This window comes from Algoriphagus faecimaris (assembly GCF_900101705.1).
In the GTDB taxonomy this organism is placed as follows: Bacteria; Bacteroidota; Bacteroidia; order Cytophagales; family Cyclobacteriaceae; genus Algoriphagus; species Algoriphagus faecimaris.
Genome location: NZ_FNAC01000037.1, coordinates 21728 through 44898 on the forward strand (window position 1 = coordinate 21728; position 23171 = coordinate 44898).

A 23171-nucleotide genomic window follows, 5' to 3' on the forward strand; every position below is an offset into this window, starting at 1 on the left:
GGAATTTTAAGGGGACTTTGGTCACAAAGCCTACAATTTTCATCTATGAAGCATTTTGCTAGCCTTATCACCCAACTTGATCAATCCAATAAAACCAAAGATAAGCTGGAGGCTTTATCAAGATTTTTTGCGCAGGCTTCTGATTCGGATAAAGTCTGGGCTATAGCACTCTTTACCCATCGCCGTCCTAAGCGGCAGGTTAGCACAAGACAGTTAGGAGATTGGTCGCTAGAGTTGGCAGATATTCCAAAATGGCTTTTTGATGAATGCTATCATGCGGTGGGTGATTTGGCAGAAACAATCGCTTTGCTACTTCCTGATGGCACAGGCCAAAAAGAAAAAAACCTGAGTGAATGGATAATGGGTCTCATCAACCTCAAGGATCAGGAGGAGGAAGAAAAGAAGCAATTTATTACAGTAGCTTGGTCCCAACTCGATAGACAGGAGCGATTTGTCTTCAATAAATTGATCACGGGAGGCTTTAGAATAGGAGTTAGTCAGAATCTCATTTCGCAGGCCTTAGCAGCCCATTTAAATAGGGACAAAGCTGATATTGCTTATGCTCTGATGGGAAATTGGGATCCGGCTAAGATAAGTTTCGACCAGCTTTTTGACCAATCCGAACAAGAAAAAGACCGGTCCAAGCCCTACCCTTTTTTCTTGGCACATCCACTTGAAAAAAAACCAGATGCTCTTGGCGCTTTGAGTGATTGGCAGGCCGAGTGGAAATGGGACGGGATCCGAGGCCAACTCATCAAGCGAGAGGGAGAAGTGTTTATCTGGAGCAGAGGTGAGGAACTGGTGAATGATAAATTTCCAGAATTGATGGATCTAGGTAAGGTGCTATCCGACGGCACTGTCCTCGATGGAGAAATCCTGGCCTTCAGCGGGGAATCACCTCTTCCTTTCAATCTCCTCCAAACCCGTATCGGGAGAAAAAATGTCAGCAAAAAAATCCTAAATCAAGCTCCTGTGAGCTTTTTGGCTTACGATATATTGGAATTTGAAAATCAAGATATACGTAGCCAACCACTGGAGCGGAGGAGATCCCTTTTAGAATCACTCTACAAAAATCACCCTCACCCACATTTCGAAATTTCAGCGCCTTTGCAGGCCGATGCTTGGGAGGATTTGGGATCAATCAGAGAAAAATCGAGGCAATTTTTCGCCGAAGGCTTGATGCTAAAAAGAAAAGATTCACCCTATGAAGTGGGTAGAAAGCGTGGGAATTGGTGGAAATGGAAGATCGAACCTTTGACCATTGACGGTGTCATGATCTATGCTCAAAAAGGTCACGGAAGACGTGCGGATCTTTACAGTGACTACACTTTTGCCGTTTGGGAGGGTGATCAATTGGTCCCCTTTGCAAAGGCCTACTCAGGACTGACTGATGCAGAAATGAGGGAGGTGGATCAGTTTGTGAAAAAAAATACTAAAGAACGTTTTGGTCCCGTGCGTACGGTCAAAGCAGAATTGGTTTTTGAAATTGCCTTTGAGGGAATTCAAGACAGTCCACGTCACAAAAGTGGGATAGCCCTGAGATTTCCCCGTATTTTGCGCTGGCGAAGGGATAAATCCAAAGAAGAAGCCAATTCCCTTCAGGATCTCAAAGACCTACTCAAGCTATATGGAGGATAAGGAATTACAAGTTGGACTTTCCTATTTTGAATCAAAAAACTGGAAAGTCTTTCCTTTTCAACTGGAAACCTGGAAGGACTACCTTGCGGGAAAATCCGGGCTTTTAAATGCTCCTACGGGGTCCGGGAAAACTTTTGCACTTTGGTTTCCTGTGATTTTGGAATACATCCGAGATCACCCTGAGGACTGGAAAACTCGCAAAAACATTGGGCTTCGTCTGATCTGGGTGACTCCACTTCGAGCATTATCACAGGATATTCAAAAAGCCATGCAGGAAGTATGTGATCGCATAGGCTTGCCTTGGCAAATAGCAGTCAGAAACGGAGATACGGATGCCAAAACTCGGGCAGCACAGAAAAGGCGTCCGCCCGAAGTGCTCATTACTACCCCTGAGACGCTTCATGTGTTGATTTCACAAAAAGACCATTCCAAGCTTTTTGAAACCATACAGACGGTGGTAGTCGATGAATGGCATGAATTGGTAGGGAATAAACGGGGCGTACAGGTTCAACTGGCTTTGGAATACCTCCAATCTATCTGCGGAAGGCAATTTAAGCGCTGGGCAGTGTCTGCCACTATCGGCAATCTGGAACAGGCGGCAGAGGTACTTTTAGGAAAAAACTTACCCGCGCACATCGTGCGTGCAGCTATAGAAAAAGAAATTATTCTCCGCTCAGTTTTCCCGGATGAAATCGAAAAATATCCTTGGTCCGGCCATCTTGGAATTCGTTTACTTGACAAGGTGATACCAATCATCGAAGCTGGAAAAACCGTCCTACTTTTCACCAATACCCGCTCTCAAACGGAGATTTGGTATCAAAAATTACTAGAAAGCAGGCCAGATTGGGCTGGCTTAATTGCCATGCATCACGGCTCTTTGGACATGAAGGTCAGGGCTTGGGTGGAAGATGCACTTCACGAATCCAAACTCAAGATTGTTGTCTGTACCTCAAGCCTTGACCTTGGAGTGGATTTCAGACCAGTGGACCGAGTGATTCAAGTGGGAAGTCCTAAGGGGGTTTCCCGCTTTATTCAGCGTGCTGGCAGGGCAGGTCATCAGCCGGGTCTTCCATCGGAGATCTTTTTTGTCCCTACCAACTCACTGGAACTCATCGAGGCTGCCGCACTTCGTGAAGCCATAGAATCTGGTGAAATGGAATCCCAATTTGCTCCCCTACTACCCTACGATGTCTTCATTCAGTTTTTGGTAACCTTGGCTGTAGGAGAAGGATTGGAGCCGATGAAAATTCTTGAAGTAGCCAAAAAGACTTTCTCTTTCGCGGCCCTCACTCATGAAGAAATGGACTGGATGATGGATTTCATCACAGTTGGAGGGAGTTCCTTGGGCAGTTATGAGGATTTTTTAAAAGTCAGCCTCGATGATGATGACAAATACCGAGTCAAAAACAAACGCATTGCGATGAAGCATAGACTTTCTATGGGGACGATCGTCTCGGAGGCCATGATGAAAGTGAAGTTTAAAAACGGCTCCTACCTCGGAAGTGTGGAAGAGTATTTTATTTCAAAAATGAAAATCGGAGATCGGTTTTTCTTCGCAGGGAGAAGTTTGGAACTGCTTCAGGTAAAAGACCTTAATGCCATCGTTCAGGTATCTCAAAAGAAAACCTCCAATGTTGTCAGTTGGATGGGAGCTAGGATGTCCCTTTCCTCCAAACTATCGGATCAAATCCTCCAAATTCTCCATGCCTACAATCAGGGCATCTATCGCTCGGAAGAGGTACAGCAAGTGCTTCCTATTTTGGATTTGCAAAGCAAACTATCCATCGTCCCTGATGATAGGACTTTTCTGATTGAGTCGCATCATAGCAAGCAAGGCTACCATCTCTTCTTTTATCCCTTTCAGGGAAGGATGATTCACGAATTGATGAGTGCGCTGATTGCCTACAGAATTTCCACCAGCTATCCTGTGACCTTCAATATGGCAATGAATGATTATGGTTTTGAGCTACTTTCGGATGAGCCAATTAGCATAGAAGAAATCTTGGAAGAGGATATTTTCACCTTAAAAAACCTCGAAGATGACATTCTACATTGCATCAACGAGAGTGAGATGTCTCGTAGAAAATTCCGGGAAATCGCAAGTATCGCAGGTTTGGTATTTCAAGGATACCCTGGTAAACCTATGACATTCAAGCACGTTCAAGCCAATTCCAGTCTGCTTTTTCAAGTTTTCGAACAGTATGATCCTGATAATTTACTATTGAAACAGGCTAGATTAGAAGCCATGAACCAGCAAATGGATCAGGATAAATTGATTCGGGCGATGAAAAAGGTAAACCAATTGCAGATCGTCATCAAACACCCGGTACAATTCACTCCTTTTTCATTTCCGATCATGGTGGACAGACTGAGCCGAACGACTCTATCCTCAGAAAGTCTCGAGGACAGAATCGCCAAGATACAGGCTCAATTTACGATTGTGGATTAGTTAGCCCTCCAAAAGAAAGGTGTAAACAAGATCAATATCGTGTAGAGTTCGAGTCTACCCAAAAGCATAATGAAAGAAAGGAAGATTTTTGCTGCCGGCGAGAGGAAAGCAAAATTGTCTACAGGCCCCACTTGCCCGATGGCAGGTCCTACATTACCCAAACTCGTAGCCACAGCTCCTAAGGAAGTAGCCAAATCATAGCCAAGCAAGGACATCACCAAAGATCCCATCACAAAGGTCAAAAGGTAGATCAAGAGGAAATTCATGATGTGAGTGATGATTCTACCGGTCACTCGATCACCATTAATCATCAAAGGAACTATGGCTCTAGGGTGAACCAACCGCTTAAATTCCAACCAAGAATTTTTGATAAAAGTGAGGTGACGAACGAATTTGATTCCCCCGGCGGTAGATCCTGCAGAACCTCCCAAAAACAACATCATAAAGAATAAAAAGGTCAGCCCAGCCCCGTATTGGGTATAATCATCGGTCACATATCCTGTAGTGGTCACGATTGATACCACCTGAAAAAGGGCTTTTCTAAAGGCAAACTCAAAGTCTATCCCTCCTTTGGCAAAAATCGGGTATGCTACAATCACTGCCAATCCCAAGATTGCAAAAGCATAAACCTTAAATTCATCACTTTTCAAGACCCTTCTAAATTTCCCCATCAGCCCGAAATAAATAATCGTGAAGTTGGTCCCTGCCAAAAACATAAAGAAAATGGCTATATACTGGATAAAGGCAGAATCATAAAAAGCCATTGAGGCATTTTTTGTAGAAAATCCTCCTGTGGCCATAGTGGTCAGTCCGTGATTAATAGCATCATAAAAGGTCATACCTCCTACCCAATAGAGCACCGTCGCTGAGAGCGTCAGTCCTACGTAAACATACCAAAGCCTTTTGGCTGTTTCTGAAATTCTAGGGTGAACCTTATCCGAAGTTGGCCCCGGTGATTCAGCTACAAAGAGCTCAATCCCTCCAATTCCCAAAAGTGGAAAAATCGCCACAGTCAAGACAATGATACCCAAACCACCAATCCACTGCGTCATACTCCGCCAAAATAAAAGTCCTTTTGGCATGGCCTCGATGTCCGTCAAAATACTTGCACCAGTAGTCGTCAGACCCGAAAGTGTTTCAAACAATGCGTCTTCAAAAGAAAGAATCTCCTTGCTTAGAATATAAGGAAGCATCCCAAAAAGGGTCATAAAAACCCAACTCAAAGCCACGATCAGATATCCTTCTCGCTTTCGGATATTCTGATCTTCTTTAGAAAAGGAAAAATACGCTATTCCCCCGATGACTGAAGAAATACAAATCGAGCTCCATAGAGGCCATGAATTCTCCCCATAATAAATCGAAAAAATAGCTGCGGGAATCATTAAAACAGCAATCAGACCCAAAAGAGCCCCCATGATTTTCGCAATTTCCTTGTAATGAATCATGGACTTAATGGAATAATTTTTCTAATGCGGATTTAGCTTGAGGTAGGGCTAGCACAATGGCTTTGTCCCCTACGGAAAGCTGAAAATCCCCGTCAGGAATAAACACCTCTTCCCCACGAATAACGCCCGCTACGATGGCAGAATCGGGAAAATGCAGATCCTTCAAAGTGTTCTTGGTCAGTCGGTTATTTTTTGAAATAGAATACTGCACAAACTCTGCATCTACGCCATAAATCCCCGAAACAGCCTCAACTGTACCCTTTCTCAGGTAGCGAGAGATTTCATTTGCCGCTACCAGCTTTTTATTGATTAAGGAATCCACCCCGATACTGTGAGAAATATGGATGTATTCGCGGGTGTCCACATGAGCAATAGTCTTATAGACCCCGTGATTTTTGGCAGTCAAGCTAGTGATGATATTGGTCTCTGATGAATCGGTCAAGGCCAAAAAGGCATCCATTTGCTCCAGACCTTCTTCTACCAGCAATTCTACATTTTTATAATCTCCATTAATTACCAGCGTATTGGGTAGGTTTTCGGCAAGCCACTTGCATCGTTCCTTATCCTTGTTGACCAAAGTCACCCGATAATGATTTTCCAGTTTGAGTGCGGTGGTCAAGGCCATGTCATCCCCACCGATAATCATTACATTTTTGATATCTCGTTTTTCCTGACCGATCAATTGGAGGATGCTCTGCGTGTGCTGCTTGGTAGAGATAAAAAAGACATGATCGTGATTTCGAATGATCGTACTGCCTCTCGGAATAATGGTCTTTTGGTCCCTCAGGATGGCGATAATCCGAATATCATCAAATATCGGGTTTGCACTCATATCCATAATTCGCTGATTCACGAGAGGATTAGACTGATCTAGGGTCACTCCTACAATATTGAGTTTACCCCCTTCAAAATCAAATACCTCCGTAAAGCTAGAGTTTTGAATCAGGTTGAAAATCTCACGGCTACACAGCATGGTAGGAGAGATCAAGTTATCAATTCCCAGATTTTCAAAATAGCGAATGTTTTCTTGCTGCAAATAGGAGTGATTTCTAACCCTAGCCATGACTCGCTTGGCGCCCAATTGCTTAGCAAGTAAAGCTGCCACGATATTGGTTTTCTCAGAAGTCGTCACCGCCAGTACCATACTGGCATTGGTTACATTAGCTCGCTGTAAGACTTCGATAGAGGTGGCGTCACCCATCACTGTCAAGACATCAAGCTTGGAGGAGACATAGTCCAAAACCTCGCGCTCTGTATCAATGAGTGTGATGTCCTTATTGTCGTAGCTTAATTGCTCTGCAAGGTGATATCCCATATCCCCCGCCCCAGCAATTACTATGTGCATGGCCATAAATTCCTTTCTCTATTTATTTGAGGCGCAAAAGTAATGTCTTTTCCTTTTGGTTATCAGGATTTAACAATAATCTTTCGGCTTATTAAAGCTAAAGTAACAAAGCACTGATGAAAAAATGAATTTTCAGTAACTTTTTCAAATCTCATCCAACAAGCGATTGCTTTCGGATTCTGGCATTTCTTCCACATCCTTCAGTTTACGCTGAATTGCCCTGGTCCTTACTCCTACCAATTTATCCAACTCCGAATTAGCCTCTGTAAGTTTTCGCTGAGTCTTTTCTATAAGCTCCCCAAACTTTCCAAATTCTGTTTTGATGGCGCCCAATATCTGCCAAACCTCCGAGCTCCGCTTTTGGATAGCCAAAGTACGGAATCCCATTTGCAGACTATTCAATATGGCAGATAGCGTCGTGGGCCCCGTGACCAAAACTTTGAATTCCTGCTGAATCTGCTGTGTCAAGCCAGGTTCACGCAGTATCTCTGCATAGAGACTCTCCATAGGAAGGAAAAGAATAGCAAAATCGGTAGTATGAGGAGGATTGACATACTTATCCCTAATGTCTTGGGCTGCTTTTTTTACAGCTTTGAATAGCTCCGCTCGCTGCGCACTAATTTGGGCCTTGGAGGCGAGTTCATAGGCATCGACCAGGCGAAGGTAAGATTCCTGAGGAAATTTAGAATCTATGGGCAAAAGTACCGACTGATCCTGCCCAGGCATTTTGACGGCAAATTCAACCCGCTCTCGGCCTCCCTTTCCAACCGAAGCATTGACCTCGAACTGATCCGCAGTCAGTAAATTTTCCAAAATAGCCTGAAGTTGATATTCTCCCAAAACCCCTCGACTTTTGACATTGCTCAGGACCCGCTTTAGGTCCCCTACTCCATTGGCAAGACTTTGCATTTCACCCAATCCCTTTTGTACCGCCTGCAGTTGATTACTGACCATCTCAAAAGATTGCCCCAACCTCGCCTCCAAGGTTTTTTGGAGCTTTTCATCCACTGTTTCTCGGATTTTCTCCAAACGAAGTTCTGTTGATTTCATCAGCTCCTCTTGCCTTCTATTGAGCTCTCCAAGTTTTTCCCGCTGCAGTGAATTAAAATCCTGAACGTTTTGCCGAAATACTTCTCCAAAGGTTTTGAGTGCCTCTTTCTGATCTTGTGAATTACTCCGAAGAGACTGAAAAACCAGTTGAAATTGGGAAGCTAGATTTTCCTGATTCTCCTTGCGAGCCAAGGAAAGTGAACGGTCTAGGTCTTGTCGCAAATCCTGCACTTGCTGGTAGAGTGTTTGTACTTCGGCGTCTTTTCTTTTCACCGTAAAAAAAGCCACCAATAAACCTACCTGAAGCAGTGCAATCAGGATCAATAAAATATCATTCGACATAGCTTACATATTTGGGAACGTCAAGGTAGTTTTTCCTGACTTCCACACCTAAAAACGAAAGGTAATCTGCGACAGAGACTGTCGGGATCTCTTCCATTGGTACATGCCCTACTCCCTCAAAGATGATCAGATTTGAACCAGGGATTTCTTTTTCGAATAGTAAAGCTTGACTTACAGGAATCCAGCGATCCTTATCTCCCCACATGATGAGTGTAGGCATGGTCAGCTTTTTGAAATCCACCGTACTTCTCCTGCTACCTGATAATCGATCCAGAGTGGCCTGTCGATTGCCCTTTCGTAGCATCAATTCAAAGTATCGATCCACAGTCCCCGAATCGATACGCTCCGTATCTCCATATACCTCACGCATATTCATGGTGAAGAGAAATTTTGGAGTACATCTTAGCAGCAACTTCGATAAGATGGGGTTTTCCATCAATTGGAAAATCCAGGCCTGACCTCCTCCTCGAGAAGCAGTAGGGTCCAAGCTCCGGCTGATAGGCCTTGGCGCTCCAGAAGAATCTATCAGATTCAAAGAAAGGACTTGCTCAGGTTTGGAGCTTGCGACATGTAGGGCTACAGCACCTCCCATAGAATTACCGGCAATATGAAATCTAGGCAAATCCAATTTCTCAGCCAGCTTCAAAATTAAATCTGCATATTCCTCTACCGAGTAACGCTTCAATGGGTCAGGTCCAGTCAGTCCATGCCCGGGCAAATCCACTGATATAGTCATGAAATAGGGACTTAATTCTTGCTGCCACTTGTCCCAAGTATGCAGAGATGAAAAGCTCCCATGAATCAAAAAAACCGGTACTCCTTTTCCTAAAAAGCGAACATGTAGATTGACTCCGTCCATTTCCACAAAGTGAGATTCCGGGTAGCTGTACTTTTCGTTGATTTCTTCTTCAGGAATATCACTTCGATAAAGTAAGGCTAAGAAAAACACAAATGCCAAAAGCAGGAAAGCTAGAATTTTCAAAGATTTTTTGAGCCAGTTCATAGAAAAAGCGTTGATTTCAAAAGGATAACTACAGAAATAACAAAAATTCTTCCCAAAAAGCTATTTTGGCAAAAAACAAGATCTTGCGCATTTCTGATTTTCTTAAGAACGTCGGCCCCGGGCCCATTGTTGCCGCGGCTTTCATCGGTCCAGGCACAGTGATGGTCTGTACTTTGGCGGGCTTCAATTTTGGCTATTCTCTCATTTGGGGACTACTTTTATCTGTCATAGCCACTGTTATCCTACAAGAAACAGCCGGTAGAATAGGACTTGCCACAGGGAAAGATTTAGCTCAACTCATCCGTGAACAACACGCTACTCCCATTTGGAAAATATTTCAAATGGTCTTGGTATTAGTGGCTGTTGTACTTGGTAACACAGCTTACGAATCGGGAAATATCACCGGGGCACAATTGGGGTTACAGGTTTTTTGGCAAAGTCCAAACCTGGAAATTGGTCCTTTGGTTATTCAGTCGGGAAATTTTTTGATCGGACTGACAGCCTTCTTGCTGCTTATTCTAGGCAACCATCAAGTGATAGAAAAGCTATTGGTAAGTTTAGTACTGCTCATGTCCATCGCGTTTATTCTGACTGCTATCTGGGTGCGACCTGATTGGTCAGCTGTTCTATCAGGATTTAGGCCATCTCTAGATTCTTCTCAAATCACCACTTTGGTTGCTTTGATAGGAACTACAGTAGTTCCTTATAATTTATTTCTCTATGCCTCTTTGGCCAAAAACAAATGGAAAAGTCCCCATCACATCCCATGGATGAGAAGAGACATAGTGCTATCAGTCATCTTGGGAGGATTGGTCTCCATGGCTATCTTGATCGTAGGTTCTGTCAATCAAAGCCCCGAAATCAACACTGCACAGGATATAGCGATTGGACTTGAAAAGGTTTTTGGGGAATTTGGAAAATACCTGATGGGCTTTGGTCTACTGGCAGCAGGGCTTACCTCTTCCATTACTGCGCCATTGGCTGCCGGACTGGTGATCTGTGGGATTATGGGCTGGAGCCAAGAAACCCGCTCCGTTTCCATGCGGCTCTCTATAGGAACAGTCGTCAGTCTGGGTTTGGTTTTTGCCTCGTTAGGTATAAAGGCAGCCCAATTGATTTCATTGGCACAGCTGGCAAACGGAATTTTATTACCCTTGATTTCAGGCTGGATTATTTGGCTAGCCAATCAAAAAGTCTGGATGAAATCCCACAAAAATCCATTTTGGATCAATGCTATTTCGATACTCATCTGGTCTATTACGCTGATTCTGGGTGTGAAGAGTATCAGCTCAGTCTTGAATTTGGATATTTTCTAGCTAAAATTTTGATCCCAACTAAACCATCGTCAAATAATGGGGTCTAAACCACACATGCAGCAGCCCGATGACCAGACCATACTCCAACTGATCCGAAAGGAACAAACTCGGGACATGGGGTACCGACAGCTACTTCAGCGCTATCAGCAGCGCGTCTATCAGGTAATCAGAAGAATGGTCCTCATTCACGAGGATGCCGATGACCTTACACAAAACACTTTTGTGAAGGCTTTCAAAAATATCGATAAGTTTCAGGAAAACTCCACGCTGTTCACCTGGCTGTACCGGATCGCCACCAATGAAACCTTAACCTTTCTGGAAAAAAAGAAAAAACGCTATTTCTTCTCCATCGACGATCATCAGCAAAAACTGGAGTCCTACCTCGATCAACCCGGTATGCCAACAAGTGAGGAAATTGAGCATAAACTTGAAAAAGCATTATTGACTCTTCCCGAAAAGCAGCGCTTGGTTTTTCATCTTAAGTATCAAGAGGAGCTAACCTACGAGCAAATGGCCGACATCACACAAACAAGTGTCGGAGCCCTTAAAGCCAGTTACCACCATGCCGTAAAAAAAATTGAAGAATCGCTAAAAAGAGAATAAACCTTTGGCGATAATAGAAGTCTAAAAAACAATGATGAAGCAACTACCTAAACTCAAGCCTTTTGAAGCACCGGAAGGATATTTCGAATCCCTCCCGGATCAGATCTTCCAAAAACTGGAGCCCAAGACAGATTATACTTGGGTCAAATGGGCAGCAGCTATCCTAATTTTCCTCGCAGTAGGAATCTACCAATTCTATCCTTCTTCTTCCGAAAATAACCTTTTGGCGCTGGAAGAAGAGGTGAATTTATACATCGATTCCAATTATTGGACGGCAGAAGACCTGCTCGGAATGAGTGAAAACCCTGAGGCTATCCTAGATGAAATCCTAGCCGAGGAGATGCCCTATGCGGATTTGCTATGGGAAGACGAAAATTAAAATCACCCTAGAATCATGAAAAAGATCCATTTATTCTTAATTATATTCCTCTTCGCGGGATTTTCTGGCTATGCTCAGCGAAACAGCGAACAAGATTTTGATCCAGAGCGGTTGAAAGCTGCCAGAATTGCTTTCATTACTAGTCGGCTGGAGTTAAATTCGGAACAAGCGGAGAAATTTTGGCCCGTTTACAATGAGTACACAGAAAAAAGAGAAGCCAATCTCAAACAAATGGCAAGTCTCTATCCCCGGCGGGGCCAAGCTGCACTAAGTGACTCAGATGCAAAAAAGGCAATTGAAAAACGATTTGATATACAGCGAAAGATGATAGAAGATGAGCAGCTATTTGTGAATCAGGTTTCCAAAATAATCTCCTACAATCAAATCCTTAAGCTTAACGGGATAGCCCGAGATTTTACAAGAATGATCTATCAAAAAAATCGGCAAAGAAGATCATCTAACAATTAAATTCTTGATGCAATCGAGCATGCTGTTTCCATCACTGAATGGGATGCCCCGATGTATCGGGGAAAATGTGCGACCTACCTGCTCAAGGAAGGGGTTCCATCATGATACTCGGGACAAATTCCGATCACAAAAAAAATTATAATCAGATGAATACAACAAAAAAGAGGCTGTCTCAAAAGAGAAGTTTGTCACATTGAGCGAAGTCGAAATGTGGGCTAGAACGGTAGAAATGGCCTTCGACTCCGCTCAGGCTGACATTAAAGCTATTTATGAGACAGCCTCTTTTTTATGGATTAGGAATTACTGTTTTTTAAGCAAATCTCTGATTTCCTCTAGCAATACCTCTGATTTAGGTGGCGGTGGTGGCGGAGCCGCAGCCTCTTTCTTCTCTTCTTTTCTATTCATCTTATTGACTCCTTTAATAGCCAAGAAGATTACAAAAGCCACAATCACAAAATCAACCACATTCTGAATAAACATACCGTAGTTGAGTGTAACAGCAGCGGTAGCTACTTCCCCTGCTGCATCCAATTCTGCTTCCTTCAGCACAACTGCCAGCTTTTTGAAGTCCATACCTCCCAATGCCAAGCCTATAGGCGGCATGATGACATCATTAACCAAGGAAGAGACGATCTTGCCAAAGGCCCCTCCGATGATCACACCGACTGCTAAATCGATGACGTTGCCTTTGACGGCAAACTCTTTAAACTCTTTTATCATTCCCATAAGTAGTAAGGTTGATGGTGAAATTATTGGATCAATATTTTAATAAAATTTTTCTATTGCAATAGTTGATACTCATTTACATTGAATTCATCCTTTTTTTACTTAAAAATCAGTCTTAGCGAACTCTCAAGGACTCAATTTCATTAACATTGCAGCAAAATTGACAGATCGATGCAAACTCCAAAAGCACCAAAAATAGATAGAGTACTAGAAGTCCATGGTCACCAGCGTCTTGATCCCTATTATTGGATGAGAGACCGGGAAAACCCAGAAGTCATCAATTACCTCAATCAGGAAAACGACTACCTGAAGTTCCAAATGAAGGATACCGAGGAGCTTCAGGAAAAATTATTTCAGGAAATGAAAGGGCGGATCAAAGAAGATGATCAAAGCGTCCCTTATTCCAAATACGGTTACTATTGGTATACTCGCTACGAAAAAGGAGGAGAATATCCCATCTATTGCCGAAAACGTTCTCACCTAGAAAATCCTGAGGAAATCTTACTCAATGTCAATGAACTGGCTGAGGGAAAGACGTACTTCCAAGTAGGAGGTATTGCTGCCAGTCCTGATCTCAATTGGATCGCTTATCCGGTGGATCAGGTCGGGAGAAGAATTTATACCATTCATTTCAAAAATATAATCACAGGTGAAATTTTAGAAGAAACTATACCTGAGGTCACTGGCAACCTAGTTTGGGCAGCAGACAGTCAAATGGTTTTTTATTCCAAACAAGACCCCGATACGCTCAGAGCCAATCAAGTCTATCGCCATCAATTAGGCAATTCTTGGGAAAATGACCCCTTGATTTTCGAAGAAAAGGATGAGGAATTTACCTGCTATGTGCACAAAACCAAATCCGAAGAATATATCCTGATCCAAAGCCAGAGTACTATTTCTTCAGAAATAAGATTTATCCGTGCCTCACAGACGAATGAGGAATTTCAGGTCCTTCAAACCAGAATCCCTGACTTGGAATACGCCGCCGATCATTTTGAAGGTCATTTTTGGATAAGGACTAACCATCAGGCAAAAAATTTCAAAATCGTCAAAGCGCCCATAGAGAGTCCCAGCCTCGAAAATTGGCAAGACGTTATTCCTCACCGAGAGGAGGTTTTGATCGAAAACTTCGAACTCTTCGCTGACTTTTTTGTCATCCAAGAGAGAAGTAATGGGCTTACCAATATATTAATTAAACCTTGGGACGGAAGTGAGGGTCATCAACTCCAATTTGAGGAGGAAACCTACACTACCTGGATCAGTTCCAATCCCGAATTCAATACCTCTTGGTTACGATTTGGCTACAATTCCCTGATCAGCCCTTCCTCAGTTTACGATTACCATATGATCACCCGAGAGCGAAAGCTCCTCAAGCAGCAAGAAGTAGTAGGTGGCTATGACGCATCAGCTTATGAATCTGCAAGGATTTGGGCAGCAGCTGAAGATGGTAAGATGGTCCCCATTTCCCTAGTGTATAAAAAGGATTTTTTTAAAGCAGACGGGAGCAATCCTCTACTCCTTTATGCCTATGGGTCCTATGGATTTAGTATGGATGCTTATTTTTCAAGCAGCAGATTGAGTCTTTTGGATAGAGGGTTTGTCTACGCCATCGCACATATTCGAGGTGGAGAAGACTTGGGAAGGCATTGGTATGAGGAAGGTAAATTATTGAGGAAAAGAAACACCTTCACCGATTATATTTCCTGTGCTAATCATCTGATCGAGCAGAAGTACACGCAATCCAAGCATTTATATGCTATGGGAGGAAGTGCAGGAGGACTGCTGATGGGAGCAGTGATCAACATGCGCCCGGATCTATTCCATGGCGTGGTGGCAGCTGTTCCTTTTGTGGATGTAGTGACCACTATGCTAGATGAAAGTATTCCATTGACTACCGGGGAATTCAATGAATGGGGAAATCCAAAAAATCAGGAATATTACGAATACATGCTTTCCTATTCTCCCTATGACAATATAGAAGCCAAAAGCTATCCAAACCTCCTAGTCACTTCAGGACTTCATGATTCTCAAGTGCAATATTGGGAGCCCACCAAATGGGTGGCTAAACTTAGGGAATTGAAACAAGACCAAAATCTTCTTCTCCTCTATACCAATATGGAAGCCGGACACGGCGGGGCTTCGGGTAGATTTCAAGCCCTGAGAGAAATGGCAATGGAATTCGCATTTCTACTAAAATTGGAAAACATCCTAAAATAGCAGGAAGTTTTCTACATATTCAATCCCTACCCAAATGATCCGAATGCTTCTTTTTATTATTCGAACATAAATTTTGGGAAAGGGATTTTTTCCTAACTTTGACCTCAACCTATTAGAAACTATTCATGAAAATTGCCCTGATCGCCCATGATGGAAAAAAAGCCGACATGGTGCATTTTTTAAGTGGATTTAAGGAGCGCCTTCATGCGGCAGATGTAGATCTCGTGGCTACAGGTACGACGGGATCTCATATCCAAAAAGCTGGTTTTGAGGTGGAGCGTCTACTATCCGGACCTTATGGAGGTGATGCCCAAATTGCAGCCATGGCCGCTCAAAAGGAATTGGCGATGGTGGTGTTTTTCAGAGATCCTCTCGATAAGCATCCCCACGAGCCGGATGTACAAATGCTCATGAGGATTTGTGATGTCCACAATATTCCGCTAGCGACCAATCCCGCCTCGGCAGAATTAATGTTCAAGGCCTTAACTCAAACCTAATAATGGAACTTAAAACCATCAAAAAAATCGGAGTCCTGACCTCCGGAGGAGACTCTCCGGGAATGAATGCAGCTATTCGTGCTGCTGTTCGGGCAGGATTTTATTACAATTTGGAAATGTACGGGGTCTATCGTGGATACGAGGGACTAATCCAAAATGACATCAAAAAATTGCACTCAGGAGATATCGCTCATGTGTTGGAGCGTGGGGGTACTTTCCTCAAATCGGCAAGAAGTGCAGAGTTTCGCACACCCGAAGGACGAAAAAAAGCCTATGACAACCTACGATCACATGGTATTGATGCCTTGATTGTGATCGGTGGAGATGGCTCTCTGACAGGTGCTCATCTTTTTTACAAGGAATTTGGCATTCCTGCTGTGGGATTACCCGGTACTATTGACAATGATCTCTCAGGAACTGACTCTACCATAGGTTTTGATACCGCCTGCAATACCGCTATCGAAGCTATTGACAAAATTCGCGATACCGCTACGTCCCATGACCGACTGTTCTTTGTAGAAGTAATGGGAAGAGATGCGGGTTTCATCGCCATCAACGCAGGTATTGGTTCGGCTGCCGCAGCCATTTTGATACCTGAGAAAAAGATCGCCGTGGAAAATCTCGTAGAAAAGCTAAAAGTGAGAACCAAGGCGAAAAAAGCTTCCAACATTGTGATCGTGGCCGAAGGCGGAAAAAGTGGTGGAGCCGCCGAAATCGCCGAAAAAGTAAAGAAGCATCTACCCTATTACGACATCAAAGTCACCATTTTGGGACACTTACAGCGAGGAGGGGCTCCTAGTTCCTACGATCGGCTTTTGGCCTCAAAACTCGGTGTAGCAGCAGTGGAGGGACTACTCCAAGGCAAATACGATGTCATGGCAGGCTTGATCAATCATAAGGTAGTGTACACCCCGATCAAAAGAGCGATTGTAGATGATAAAGAAGTAGACGAGGATGATTTCAGAGTAGCAAAGATTCTTTCTACCTGATCGAGCTATTCGATTCAAAACCAAGGGCCAAGCAATTGAGCCCTTTTTTTGATTTCTTGACACTACCCTTTTATCAAATTACTTGATAAAGTACCTATTCAGGGCGTGAAAATGGCTCCATACTTGTCCGAAGCGAAATAATGGAGCATTTCGTAAGATTGTTGTTTTTTGGGCGATCAAAAAGTTTTAATTTCAGTTTATCATTAATCTTACCTAATGAAAAAAAGAGCGTTTTTAAAAAGTTTGGGACTTGCTGGAGCCGCGCTTCCCTTTTTGGCCTTGGTTTCCAAAGAAATAGCAAATTCCAAGAATCCCATTCTTCCCCAAGCTATTAAAAAGGGGGATTGGGTGGGTTTAATCAGTCCTTCTGCTGCGACAGCAGACAGAATGCAGTTCACTTTTGCAAAAGAAGCTCTAGAAGGGCTTGGATTCCAGGTGAAGTTGGGAGAAAACCTCAAAAAAAGAAGAGGACATTTGGCTGGCACCGACGAAGAGCGGGCTTCCGATTTGAATGAGATGTTTGCCGATCCTGAGATTAAAGCAATCATCTGCATCCGAGGAGGATCCGGTGCTGCACGAATTCTCCCGAGTATTGATTACGATCTGATTCGAAAAAACCCCAAGCCTCTGATGGGCTATTCAGACATCACGGCTCTTCATTGTGCGATTTATTCGCAGACTGGATTGATTACCTTTCATGGACCCAATGGCACAGGAAGCTGGAATAGTTTTAATGTCAAGCAGTTTGAACAGGTCTTTTTCGAAAAAACTCAAGTCCTTTATCAAAATGAACAAAATCAAAGTGACGATTTGGTTATTAAAGCCAATCGAATTCAGACATTGACTCCGGGTCAAGCTTCAGGAAAGATTCTTGGAGGAAATCTGACCGTATTGACTGCACTGAGTGGTACCCCCTATTATCCTGATTTTGAAAAAGCCATTCTCTACATCGAAGACATAGGAGAAGATCCTTACCGCATCGATCGAATGATGAGTACCTTAAAATTAAATGGTACCTTAGATAAGATCTCAGGTTTCGTATTTGGGCAATGCTCAGATTGCGAGCCCGGAGGTGGATATGGATCCTTGTCTGTAGATCAAGTTTTAGATGATTATGTACTTCCTCTACAGATACCTGCTTATTCGGGGGCTATGATTGGACACATTCCCAAACAGTTTATTATACCCAACGGTTCTTCTGTTCTGCTAGATGCAAACCGAGGAACTATTCAACTCACCCAAGATCTTTTCCAATGATCCTAGAAAACATATTATTTCCATTGCTTTTTACCGCGGTAATCGCCTGTGGTTCTCCCCAGTCCAATACCGCTGTCAATCAGCAGTCATTTCAAAGAAGACCTTTGACCTATCTCGCATTAGGAGATAGCTACACCATAGGAGAAGGTGTATCTGAAGAGGAACGATACCCTAATCAGCTCGTCAAGCGACTAATCAGTGAAACCGACCGCGCATGGTCCAATCCGGAAATTATTGCAAAAACTGGCTGGACAGTCGATGAACTAGAAGAAGGTATAAAAAAAGCTACTCCAAAAGGTGATCCATACAATATCGTCTCCATACTAATAGGAGTCAATAATCAATATCGTGGTAGACCGGTGGAAGATTTCAAAAGGGAATTTGAACAACTATTGTTAAAAGGAATAGGATATGCCGGAAACCGTCCCAATCATGTATTTGTGCTATCTATTCCCGATTGGGGGGTAACCCCATTTGCAAGTGAAAAAGAGGCCGACAAGGCAAAAGTCAAAACTGAAATAGATGCCTATAATGAAGTGAAAAAAGAAGTTTGCAAAAAATATGGTGTCATCTTTATCGAAATTACCGAAGACTACAGGGAAATTGGCGCCAAACCCGAAATGGTCGTAGAAGACAAGCTTCATCCTTCGGGATTGGTTTATGCCAGATGGACGGATAAGCTCTTCGAAGAGGTCATTAAAATTTATAATTGAATGAATAGACAGCTTTTGCTTCTTCTGTTTTTTTTGGGATTGATTTCATGCAATACTTCAATGGATGAAGCTGAAATAGAAACTTGGTGGATCAACTCGGCAAAAGTAGATTGTACCGGAGAGGGGACTATGAGCTGTTTTGAAATTCAAAAAGGCGAAAAAATAGATCAGAGCATTTGGGAGCTTTTTTATTCTCCTATTGAGGGATTTGAATATACCCCTGGATTCATTTATCAAGTCAAGGTACAGATCAACCCCAAGACTGAGCCAATTCCCGCAGATGCATCTAGTTTTTCTTATAAAGTGATGGAAGTGCTATCTCAAGAAGCTGATCCCACACTCAAAATCACCTCGATCTGGAAAGTGATCCGAGTAGGTGAACTCACCGAGCCCTTAAATTTTGGGAAAAATGAACCCTTGATCTTTGAATTTAACGCAAGTCAAAGAAGTTACTTTGGCGACCTCTCTTGCAATACCGTGAGGGGTGAAATCTTAGAAAATGATGGTGAAAACTTAAAACTTGGACCTGGGGCTACTACGATGATGTCTTGCCCATCTATGGAAGTAGAGCAGGCTATCAGCCAAGCCTTGATCCAAGTGAAAAGCTATCAGGTCAAAGACGGGAAACTACTTTTCTTCGACGAAAAGCAGCAGGAATTAATGGCTTTTCAAGTAGTGGATTAGCTTTTTCACCTCTTATACTCTGAAGATTTTTTGCTTTGTCAAGCCGAATGCTGCCACTCTTCATAAAATTTCAAAATTAGCTCCATTAGGCAGCGGATTATTTTAATTTTACGTCAGCAAATAGATCAATCCCAGTATTCTATCCTATGAAATCGAGCATGACGCAAGCAACACACACTGGGATGATTGTAAATTGTGCGAGATTCCATCTGACCTCTAAAAAACAAATTATAAACAGATGAAAATAATCTGCATTGGCCGTAATTATGCGGAACATATCGAAGAACTCAAAAATGAAACTCCGGGAAATCCTGTGGTATTTCTCAAACCAGATACTGCCCTGCTAAAAAATGGAGCAGCATTTTACTATCCGGATTTTTCTAAAAATATCCATCATGAAGCCGAGTTGGTTCTGAAAATCAGCAAAGAAGGAAAATACATACAAAAGGAATTTGCCCATCGTTATTATGAAGAGATTGGACTGGGGATAGATTTTACTGCTCGAGATCTTCAGGATCAATGCAAAGCGAAAGGACTTCCTTGGGAAATCGCCAAAGCTTTTAACGGCTCCGCCCCTATCGGGGACTTTTTGCCTGTTGGTGATTTTGAAGATTTAAAAAACATCGACTTTCACCTGAATATCAATGGCTCTGTCAAGCAGCAGGGAAACACCCAAATGATGCTCTTTGATTTTGCAACTATTATCGAGTATGTATCTCAGTTTTTCACTTTAAAAAAAGGGGACCTCATCTATACAGGCACTCCTGCCGGAGTAGGACCTGTGCAGATTGGGGATCATTTGGAAGGATTTATCGGCACACAAAAACTACTGGACTTTGAAGTTAAATAAAGCCTTCTCGCTTTTACTATTTTTCTTTTTTATCAGCTCGAATCTCTTATCCCAGGGTATCATAAAAGATTATTTCCGCTCTCCCGTAAAACCAGGTGGAAGGAATCTTCTCTCGGGTAATTTTGCTGAGCTCCGCCCCAATCATTTCCACACAGGTTTGGATTACAAGTTTGGCGGTGTCGAGGGTGAACCAATTTATGCTGCTGCAGATGGATGGGTGCATAGAATCAAGATCTCTACCTACGGCTACGGCAATGTCATTTACCTCAAGCATCCCACGGGACATATTACGCTATATGGACATTTGAGGAATTTCAATCCTGCTCTTCAACAATACATGATTGAAAAAATGTACAATCAGCAGGTGAATGAACTGGAAGTGTTTCCCGAACCGGGCGAACTGCCCATCAAAAAAGGAGAACGAATAGCCGATGGTGGGAATACCGGAAGCTCGGGAGGCCCTCATCTGCATTTTGAAATCAGAGACAGTTTAGACCGGGCAATGGATCCCTTACTTTTTGGTTTTCCTGAAGTATTGGACCACTTGGCTCCCACCCCACAGGCTGTTGCTTTTGTGCCTTTGGAGATTGACTCTAGGATCAATGGCAAATTTCAACGCTTAGAACTCACGCCACAACTGGATGGAAAAAATTATCGCATTCCCAATACCTTGGAAATCACCGGACCTGTTGGGGTAGAATTTCGCGGATTTGACCAATTGGACGGTGCTCCTAATCGAAATGGCTTCCCCTATTTCGAATTGATAGAAGAAGACAGCAGTATATTAAACCTGATCGTGGATCGAGTTGATTTTAACTTCACTCGTCAGTTTTTGCTGCATACCCATCAGAACCGCTTTACAAAACTCTATCATCAACCCGAACTCAAATACGACTACCTTCGACCCAATACCCTCGGATCAGGCTATCTCAATCTGGCTCCCGATCAGGAGAAAAACTATCGCCTCCTGCTAAAAGATGCTTATCAAAATACGAGGGAAATTCAGTTTAAGCTAAAAGGAAAAGATCTGGATCAGAATGTTTCCGATGGTCCATCGCCAAATAGGGCACAAGTGGAGTATTTGGGGAATATATTGAAAATAAGGGCCCCCATTTCTGCGGACGGTGGCTTGGCAAAATTTTATGTCGGAGCCCATTCCTTTGAAATGCTTCCTGCCTATCAGGATGCTCAAAGCCGCACCTATATTTGGGACATGCGATTTGGGATTCCCGAAGAAGTAGATATTTGCTCGGAAGTAGTTCTACCAAATATTCAAGCCCAAATACCAGTTGGTCAAGAAAAGCTTTTTGCTAGGCGCGGTGTTCAAATACACTTTGACGAAAAGACGCTCCTCGAGGATCTTTACTTGAGAGTAGAAGATCGCGGTAGTATGACTCAGCCCAGATTGGTAATCAATGATCCCAATGAACACCTTTTTGCGGCTATGGAAGTGCTATGGGATGTATCCGGCTATACTGGAAACCGAGAAAAGACCCATGTCTATCAACTCGGTAACCGAGAGCGGCGCTCATTTGTGGGTGGTACATGGGAAGACGGAAATATCCGCTTCAAAACCAGAAATTTTGGTACTTTTGTGCTGGCTGAAGATCAGGTCAAACCTACCATTAAGCCCGTCAGGGTCAACTCCTCTGAGATTAGCTTCACCATCTCGGATAATCTCTCGGGGATTCATGGATTTGAGGCCTGGGTAGATGGCAAATGGGTTTTGATGCGCTATGAACACAAGCGCGCCTTGATTTGGTCCGAAAAATTGGATAAACAAGCCTTCAAAGGACCTGTTATACTTAAGGTCACCGATCAGGCCGGTAATGTTGCCGAATGGAAAGGGACCATCGGTTAATTTGTTCCACCAAAAATAAAATTTTATGTCAGTAGAAGTTGGCCAAATGGCCCCAGATTTCGAAGCAAAGATTGAAACAGGAGAAAGTATCAAACTCTCTGATTTCAAAGGAAAAAAAGTAATTCTCTATTTTTACCCCAAGGACAATACCCCTGGATGTACCGCGCAAGCCTGCAATCTTAGAGACAATTATGAGGCCTTGCAAAAAGCCGGATATGTCGTCTTGGGGATCAGTTCTGATTCCGAAAAATCCCATCAAAAATTCATTGATAAGCAGGAATTACCCTTTTCCTTGATTGCAGATGAGGATAAAAGGGTTCACGAACTCTTTGGCACCTGGGTAGAAAAATCCATGTATGGCCGTAAATACATGGGGACTGCCCGAACCACATTTGTCATCGATGAAGAAGGGAAGATTGAGGAAATCATCGAAAAAGTAAAAACCAAAGATCACACAGCACAAATTCTCAAATAAATCCTCCGTAATGGAAAAAAAATCAATCGAACAACTCCAATCTATCTGTTCACAGGTACGCAGAGACATCCTTCGGATGGTTCACGCAGTCAATTCAGGTCACCCAGGGGCTTCCTTGGGTTGCACAGAGTTTTTTGTCGCCCTGTATTTTGATCAAATGAATCACAATGCCGCGTTCAACATGGAAGGAAAAGGCGAAGACCTCTTTTTCCTATCCAATGGACACATTTCTCCGGTTTGGTACTCGGTACTTTCCCGATCAGGCTATTTTCCGATTGAGGAAATGAAAACCTTCCGAAAACTCAACTCCAGACTTCAGGGTCACCCGGCTACTGAAGAAGGACTTCCAGGCATTCGAATTGCCTCGGGTTCTCTGGGTCAGGGACTTTCTGTAGCGATCGGAGCCGCTCAAATCAAAAAACTCAACGGTGATGACCGCATGGTTTACTGCCTAATGGGTGATGGAGAGCAGCAGGAAGGACAGGTTTGGGAAGCAGCCATGTATGCCGCTCACTATGGAGTGGACAATTTGATTGCGACGATTGATTACAACGGTCAGCAGATCGATGGACCTACTAAAGAAGTAATGGACCTGAAAAACCTAAAAGCCAAATGGGAAGCTTTTGGATGGGAAGTCAATGAAATCAAAGAAGGGAATGATATGGAGGCTGTCTCAAAAGGATTGGCAAAGGCCAAAACCCTTGCAGGAAAAGGCAAGCCTGTTCTCAATCTCCTATACACTGAAATGGGCTATGGCGTGGACTTTATGGTCGGTACGCATAAATGGCATGGCGTCGCTCCAAACGATGAGCAATTAGCCAATGCATTAGGCCAACTTCCAGAAACCCTAGGTGACTATTAATC

At 43.2% G+C, this 23171-nt stretch carries 21 protein-coding genes; 16 read left to right on the forward strand and 5 right to left on the reverse strand.

Annotated elements, in window-relative coordinates; genetic code table 11:
* Positions 1-45: 45 nt before the first annotated feature.
* On the forward strand, positions 46-1638 hold the full coding sequence (locus BLQ57_RS16300; protein ID WP_087940631.1) for an ATP-dependent DNA ligase: 1593 nt from the start codon (positions 46-48) through the stop codon (positions 1636-1638).
* A complete protein-coding gene (locus BLQ57_RS16305) occupies positions 1628-4087 on the forward strand; it encodes a ligase-associated DNA damage response DEXH box helicase (RefSeq protein WP_087940630.1) in 2460 nt (819 codons plus the stop codon). The genes BLQ57_RS16300 and BLQ57_RS16305 overlap by 11 nt, the downstream gene beginning before the upstream one ends.
* Here the strand turns inward: BLQ57_RS16305 and BLQ57_RS16310 are convergent.
* From BLQ57_RS16310 to BLQ57_RS16325, 4 genes are all read right to left on the reverse strand, one after another.
* Entirely contained in the window at positions 4084-5532 is a 1449-nt protein-coding gene (locus BLQ57_RS16310; protein WP_087940629.1) for a TrkH family potassium uptake protein, read from the reverse strand. The genes BLQ57_RS16305 and BLQ57_RS16310 overlap by 4 nt on opposite strands.
* A gap of 4 nt (positions 5533-5536) precedes the next feature.
* Positions 5537-6883: a Trk system potassium transporter TrkA gene (gene trkA, locus BLQ57_RS16315; protein WP_087940628.1), complete on the reverse strand. Its 1347-nt coding sequence runs from the start codon at positions 6881-6883 to the stop codon at positions 5537-5539.
* Positions 6884-7021: 138 nt separating this feature from the next.
* Positions 7022-8269 (reverse strand): DNA recombination protein RmuC, encoded by a 1248-nt coding sequence (locus BLQ57_RS16320; RefSeq protein WP_087940627.1) that lies wholly within the window; start codon positions 8267-8269, stop codon positions 7022-7024.
* Positions 8259-9251 (reverse strand): alpha/beta fold hydrolase, encoded by a 993-nt coding sequence (locus BLQ57_RS16325; RefSeq protein WP_244887425.1) that lies wholly within the window; start codon positions 9249-9251, stop codon positions 8259-8261. The genes BLQ57_RS16320 and BLQ57_RS16325 overlap by 11 nt, the downstream gene beginning before the upstream one ends.
* Positions 9252-9355: 104 nt before the next feature.
* On the opposite strand from BLQ57_RS16325, the gene BLQ57_RS16330 reads away from it, so the two are divergent.
* From BLQ57_RS16330 to BLQ57_RS16345, 4 genes are read left to right on the forward strand one after another with little or no spacing between them, the layout of a single operon-like run.
* Positions 9356-10588, forward strand: a complete 1233-nt coding sequence (locus BLQ57_RS16330) for an Nramp family divalent metal transporter (RefSeq protein ID WP_169712781.1) — start codon at positions 9356-9358, stop codon at positions 10586-10588.
* Between the two features lie 36 nt (positions 10589-10624).
* Positions 10625-11191 (forward strand): RNA polymerase sigma factor, encoded by a 567-nt coding sequence (locus BLQ57_RS16335; protein WP_240507850.1) that lies wholly within the window; start codon positions 10625-10627, stop codon positions 11189-11191.
* 31 nt (positions 11192-11222) lie between these two features.
* Positions 11223-11570: a hypothetical protein gene (locus BLQ57_RS16340; RefSeq protein ID WP_087940625.1), complete on the forward strand. Its 348-nt coding sequence runs from the start codon at positions 11223-11225 to the stop codon at positions 11568-11570.
* A 15-nt stretch (positions 11571-11585) separates the two neighbouring features.
* On the forward strand, positions 11586-12038 hold the full coding sequence (locus tag BLQ57_RS16345; protein ID WP_087940624.1) for a hypothetical protein: 453 nt from the start codon (positions 11586-11588) through the stop codon (positions 12036-12038).
* Positions 12039-12338: 300 nt separating this feature from the next.
* On the opposite strand, the gene mscL is transcribed toward BLQ57_RS16345, so the two are convergent.
* A complete protein-coding gene (gene mscL / locus BLQ57_RS16350) occupies positions 12339-12764 on the reverse strand; it encodes a large-conductance mechanosensitive channel protein MscL (RefSeq protein WP_087940623.1) in 426 nt (141 codons plus the stop codon).
* Positions 12765-12935: 171 nt separating this feature from the next.
* Between mscL and BLQ57_RS16355 the strand changes: the two genes are divergently transcribed.
* The 10 genes from BLQ57_RS16355 (at position 12936) to BLQ57_RS16400 (ending at position 23169) form a co-directional block, all read left to right on the forward strand.
* On the forward strand, positions 12936-14981 hold the full coding sequence (locus tag BLQ57_RS16355) for a S9 family peptidase (protein WP_087940622.1): 2046 nt from the start codon (positions 12936-12938) through the stop codon (positions 14979-14981).
* Positions 14982-15106: 125 nt separating this feature from the next.
* Positions 15107-15478 carry a methylglyoxal synthase gene (locus BLQ57_RS16360; RefSeq protein ID WP_087940621.1) on the forward strand — a complete coding sequence of 124 codons (372 nt, stop codon included), beginning with the start codon at positions 15107-15109 and terminating at the stop codon, positions 15476-15478.
* A 2-nt stretch (positions 15479-15480) separates the two neighbouring features.
* Positions 15481-16467, forward strand: coding sequence for a 6-phosphofructokinase (gene pfkA, locus BLQ57_RS16365; protein ID WP_087940620.1), 987 nt, complete (start codon positions 15481-15483; stop codon positions 16465-16467).
* Positions 16468-16683: 216 nt separating this feature from the next.
* Positions 16684-17724 carry a S66 peptidase family protein gene (locus BLQ57_RS16370; protein ID WP_087940619.1) on the forward strand — a complete coding sequence of 347 codons (1041 nt, stop codon included), beginning with the start codon at positions 16684-16686 and terminating at the stop codon, positions 17722-17724.
* Positions 17721-18437 carry an SGNH/GDSL hydrolase family protein gene (locus BLQ57_RS16375; RefSeq protein WP_087940618.1) on the forward strand — a complete coding sequence of 239 codons (717 nt, stop codon included), beginning with the start codon at positions 17721-17723 and terminating at the stop codon, positions 18435-18437. The genes BLQ57_RS16370 and BLQ57_RS16375 overlap by 4 nt, the downstream gene beginning before the upstream one ends.
* Positions 18438-19121, forward strand: coding sequence for a DUF4377 domain-containing protein (locus tag BLQ57_RS16380; RefSeq protein ID WP_087940617.1), 684 nt, complete (start codon positions 18438-18440; stop codon positions 19119-19121). It begins immediately after the preceding gene.
* Between the two features lie 238 nt (positions 19122-19359).
* The gene (locus BLQ57_RS16385) at positions 19360-19971 is read left to right on the forward strand and encodes a fumarylacetoacetate hydrolase family protein (RefSeq protein WP_087940616.1); all 612 of its coding nucleotides are present in this window, start codon (positions 19360-19362) and stop codon (positions 19969-19971) included.
* Positions 19958-21832, forward strand: a complete 1875-nt coding sequence (locus BLQ57_RS16390) for a M23 family metallopeptidase (protein ID WP_240507849.1) — start codon at positions 19958-19960, stop codon at positions 21830-21832. Before BLQ57_RS16385 ends, BLQ57_RS16390 begins: the two co-directional genes overlap by 14 nt.
* Before the next feature lie 25 nt (positions 21833-21857).
* Positions 21858-22307: a thioredoxin-dependent thiol peroxidase gene (bcp, locus tag BLQ57_RS16395; protein WP_087940615.1), complete on the forward strand. Its 450-nt coding sequence runs from the start codon at positions 21858-21860 to the stop codon at positions 22305-22307.
* A 10-nt stretch (positions 22308-22317) separates the two neighbouring features.
* The gene (locus BLQ57_RS16400; protein WP_087940614.1) at positions 22318-23169 is read left to right on the forward strand and encodes a transketolase; all 852 of its coding nucleotides are present in this window, start codon (positions 22318-22320) and stop codon (positions 23167-23169) included.
* Positions 23170-23171: the final 2 nt, after the last annotated feature.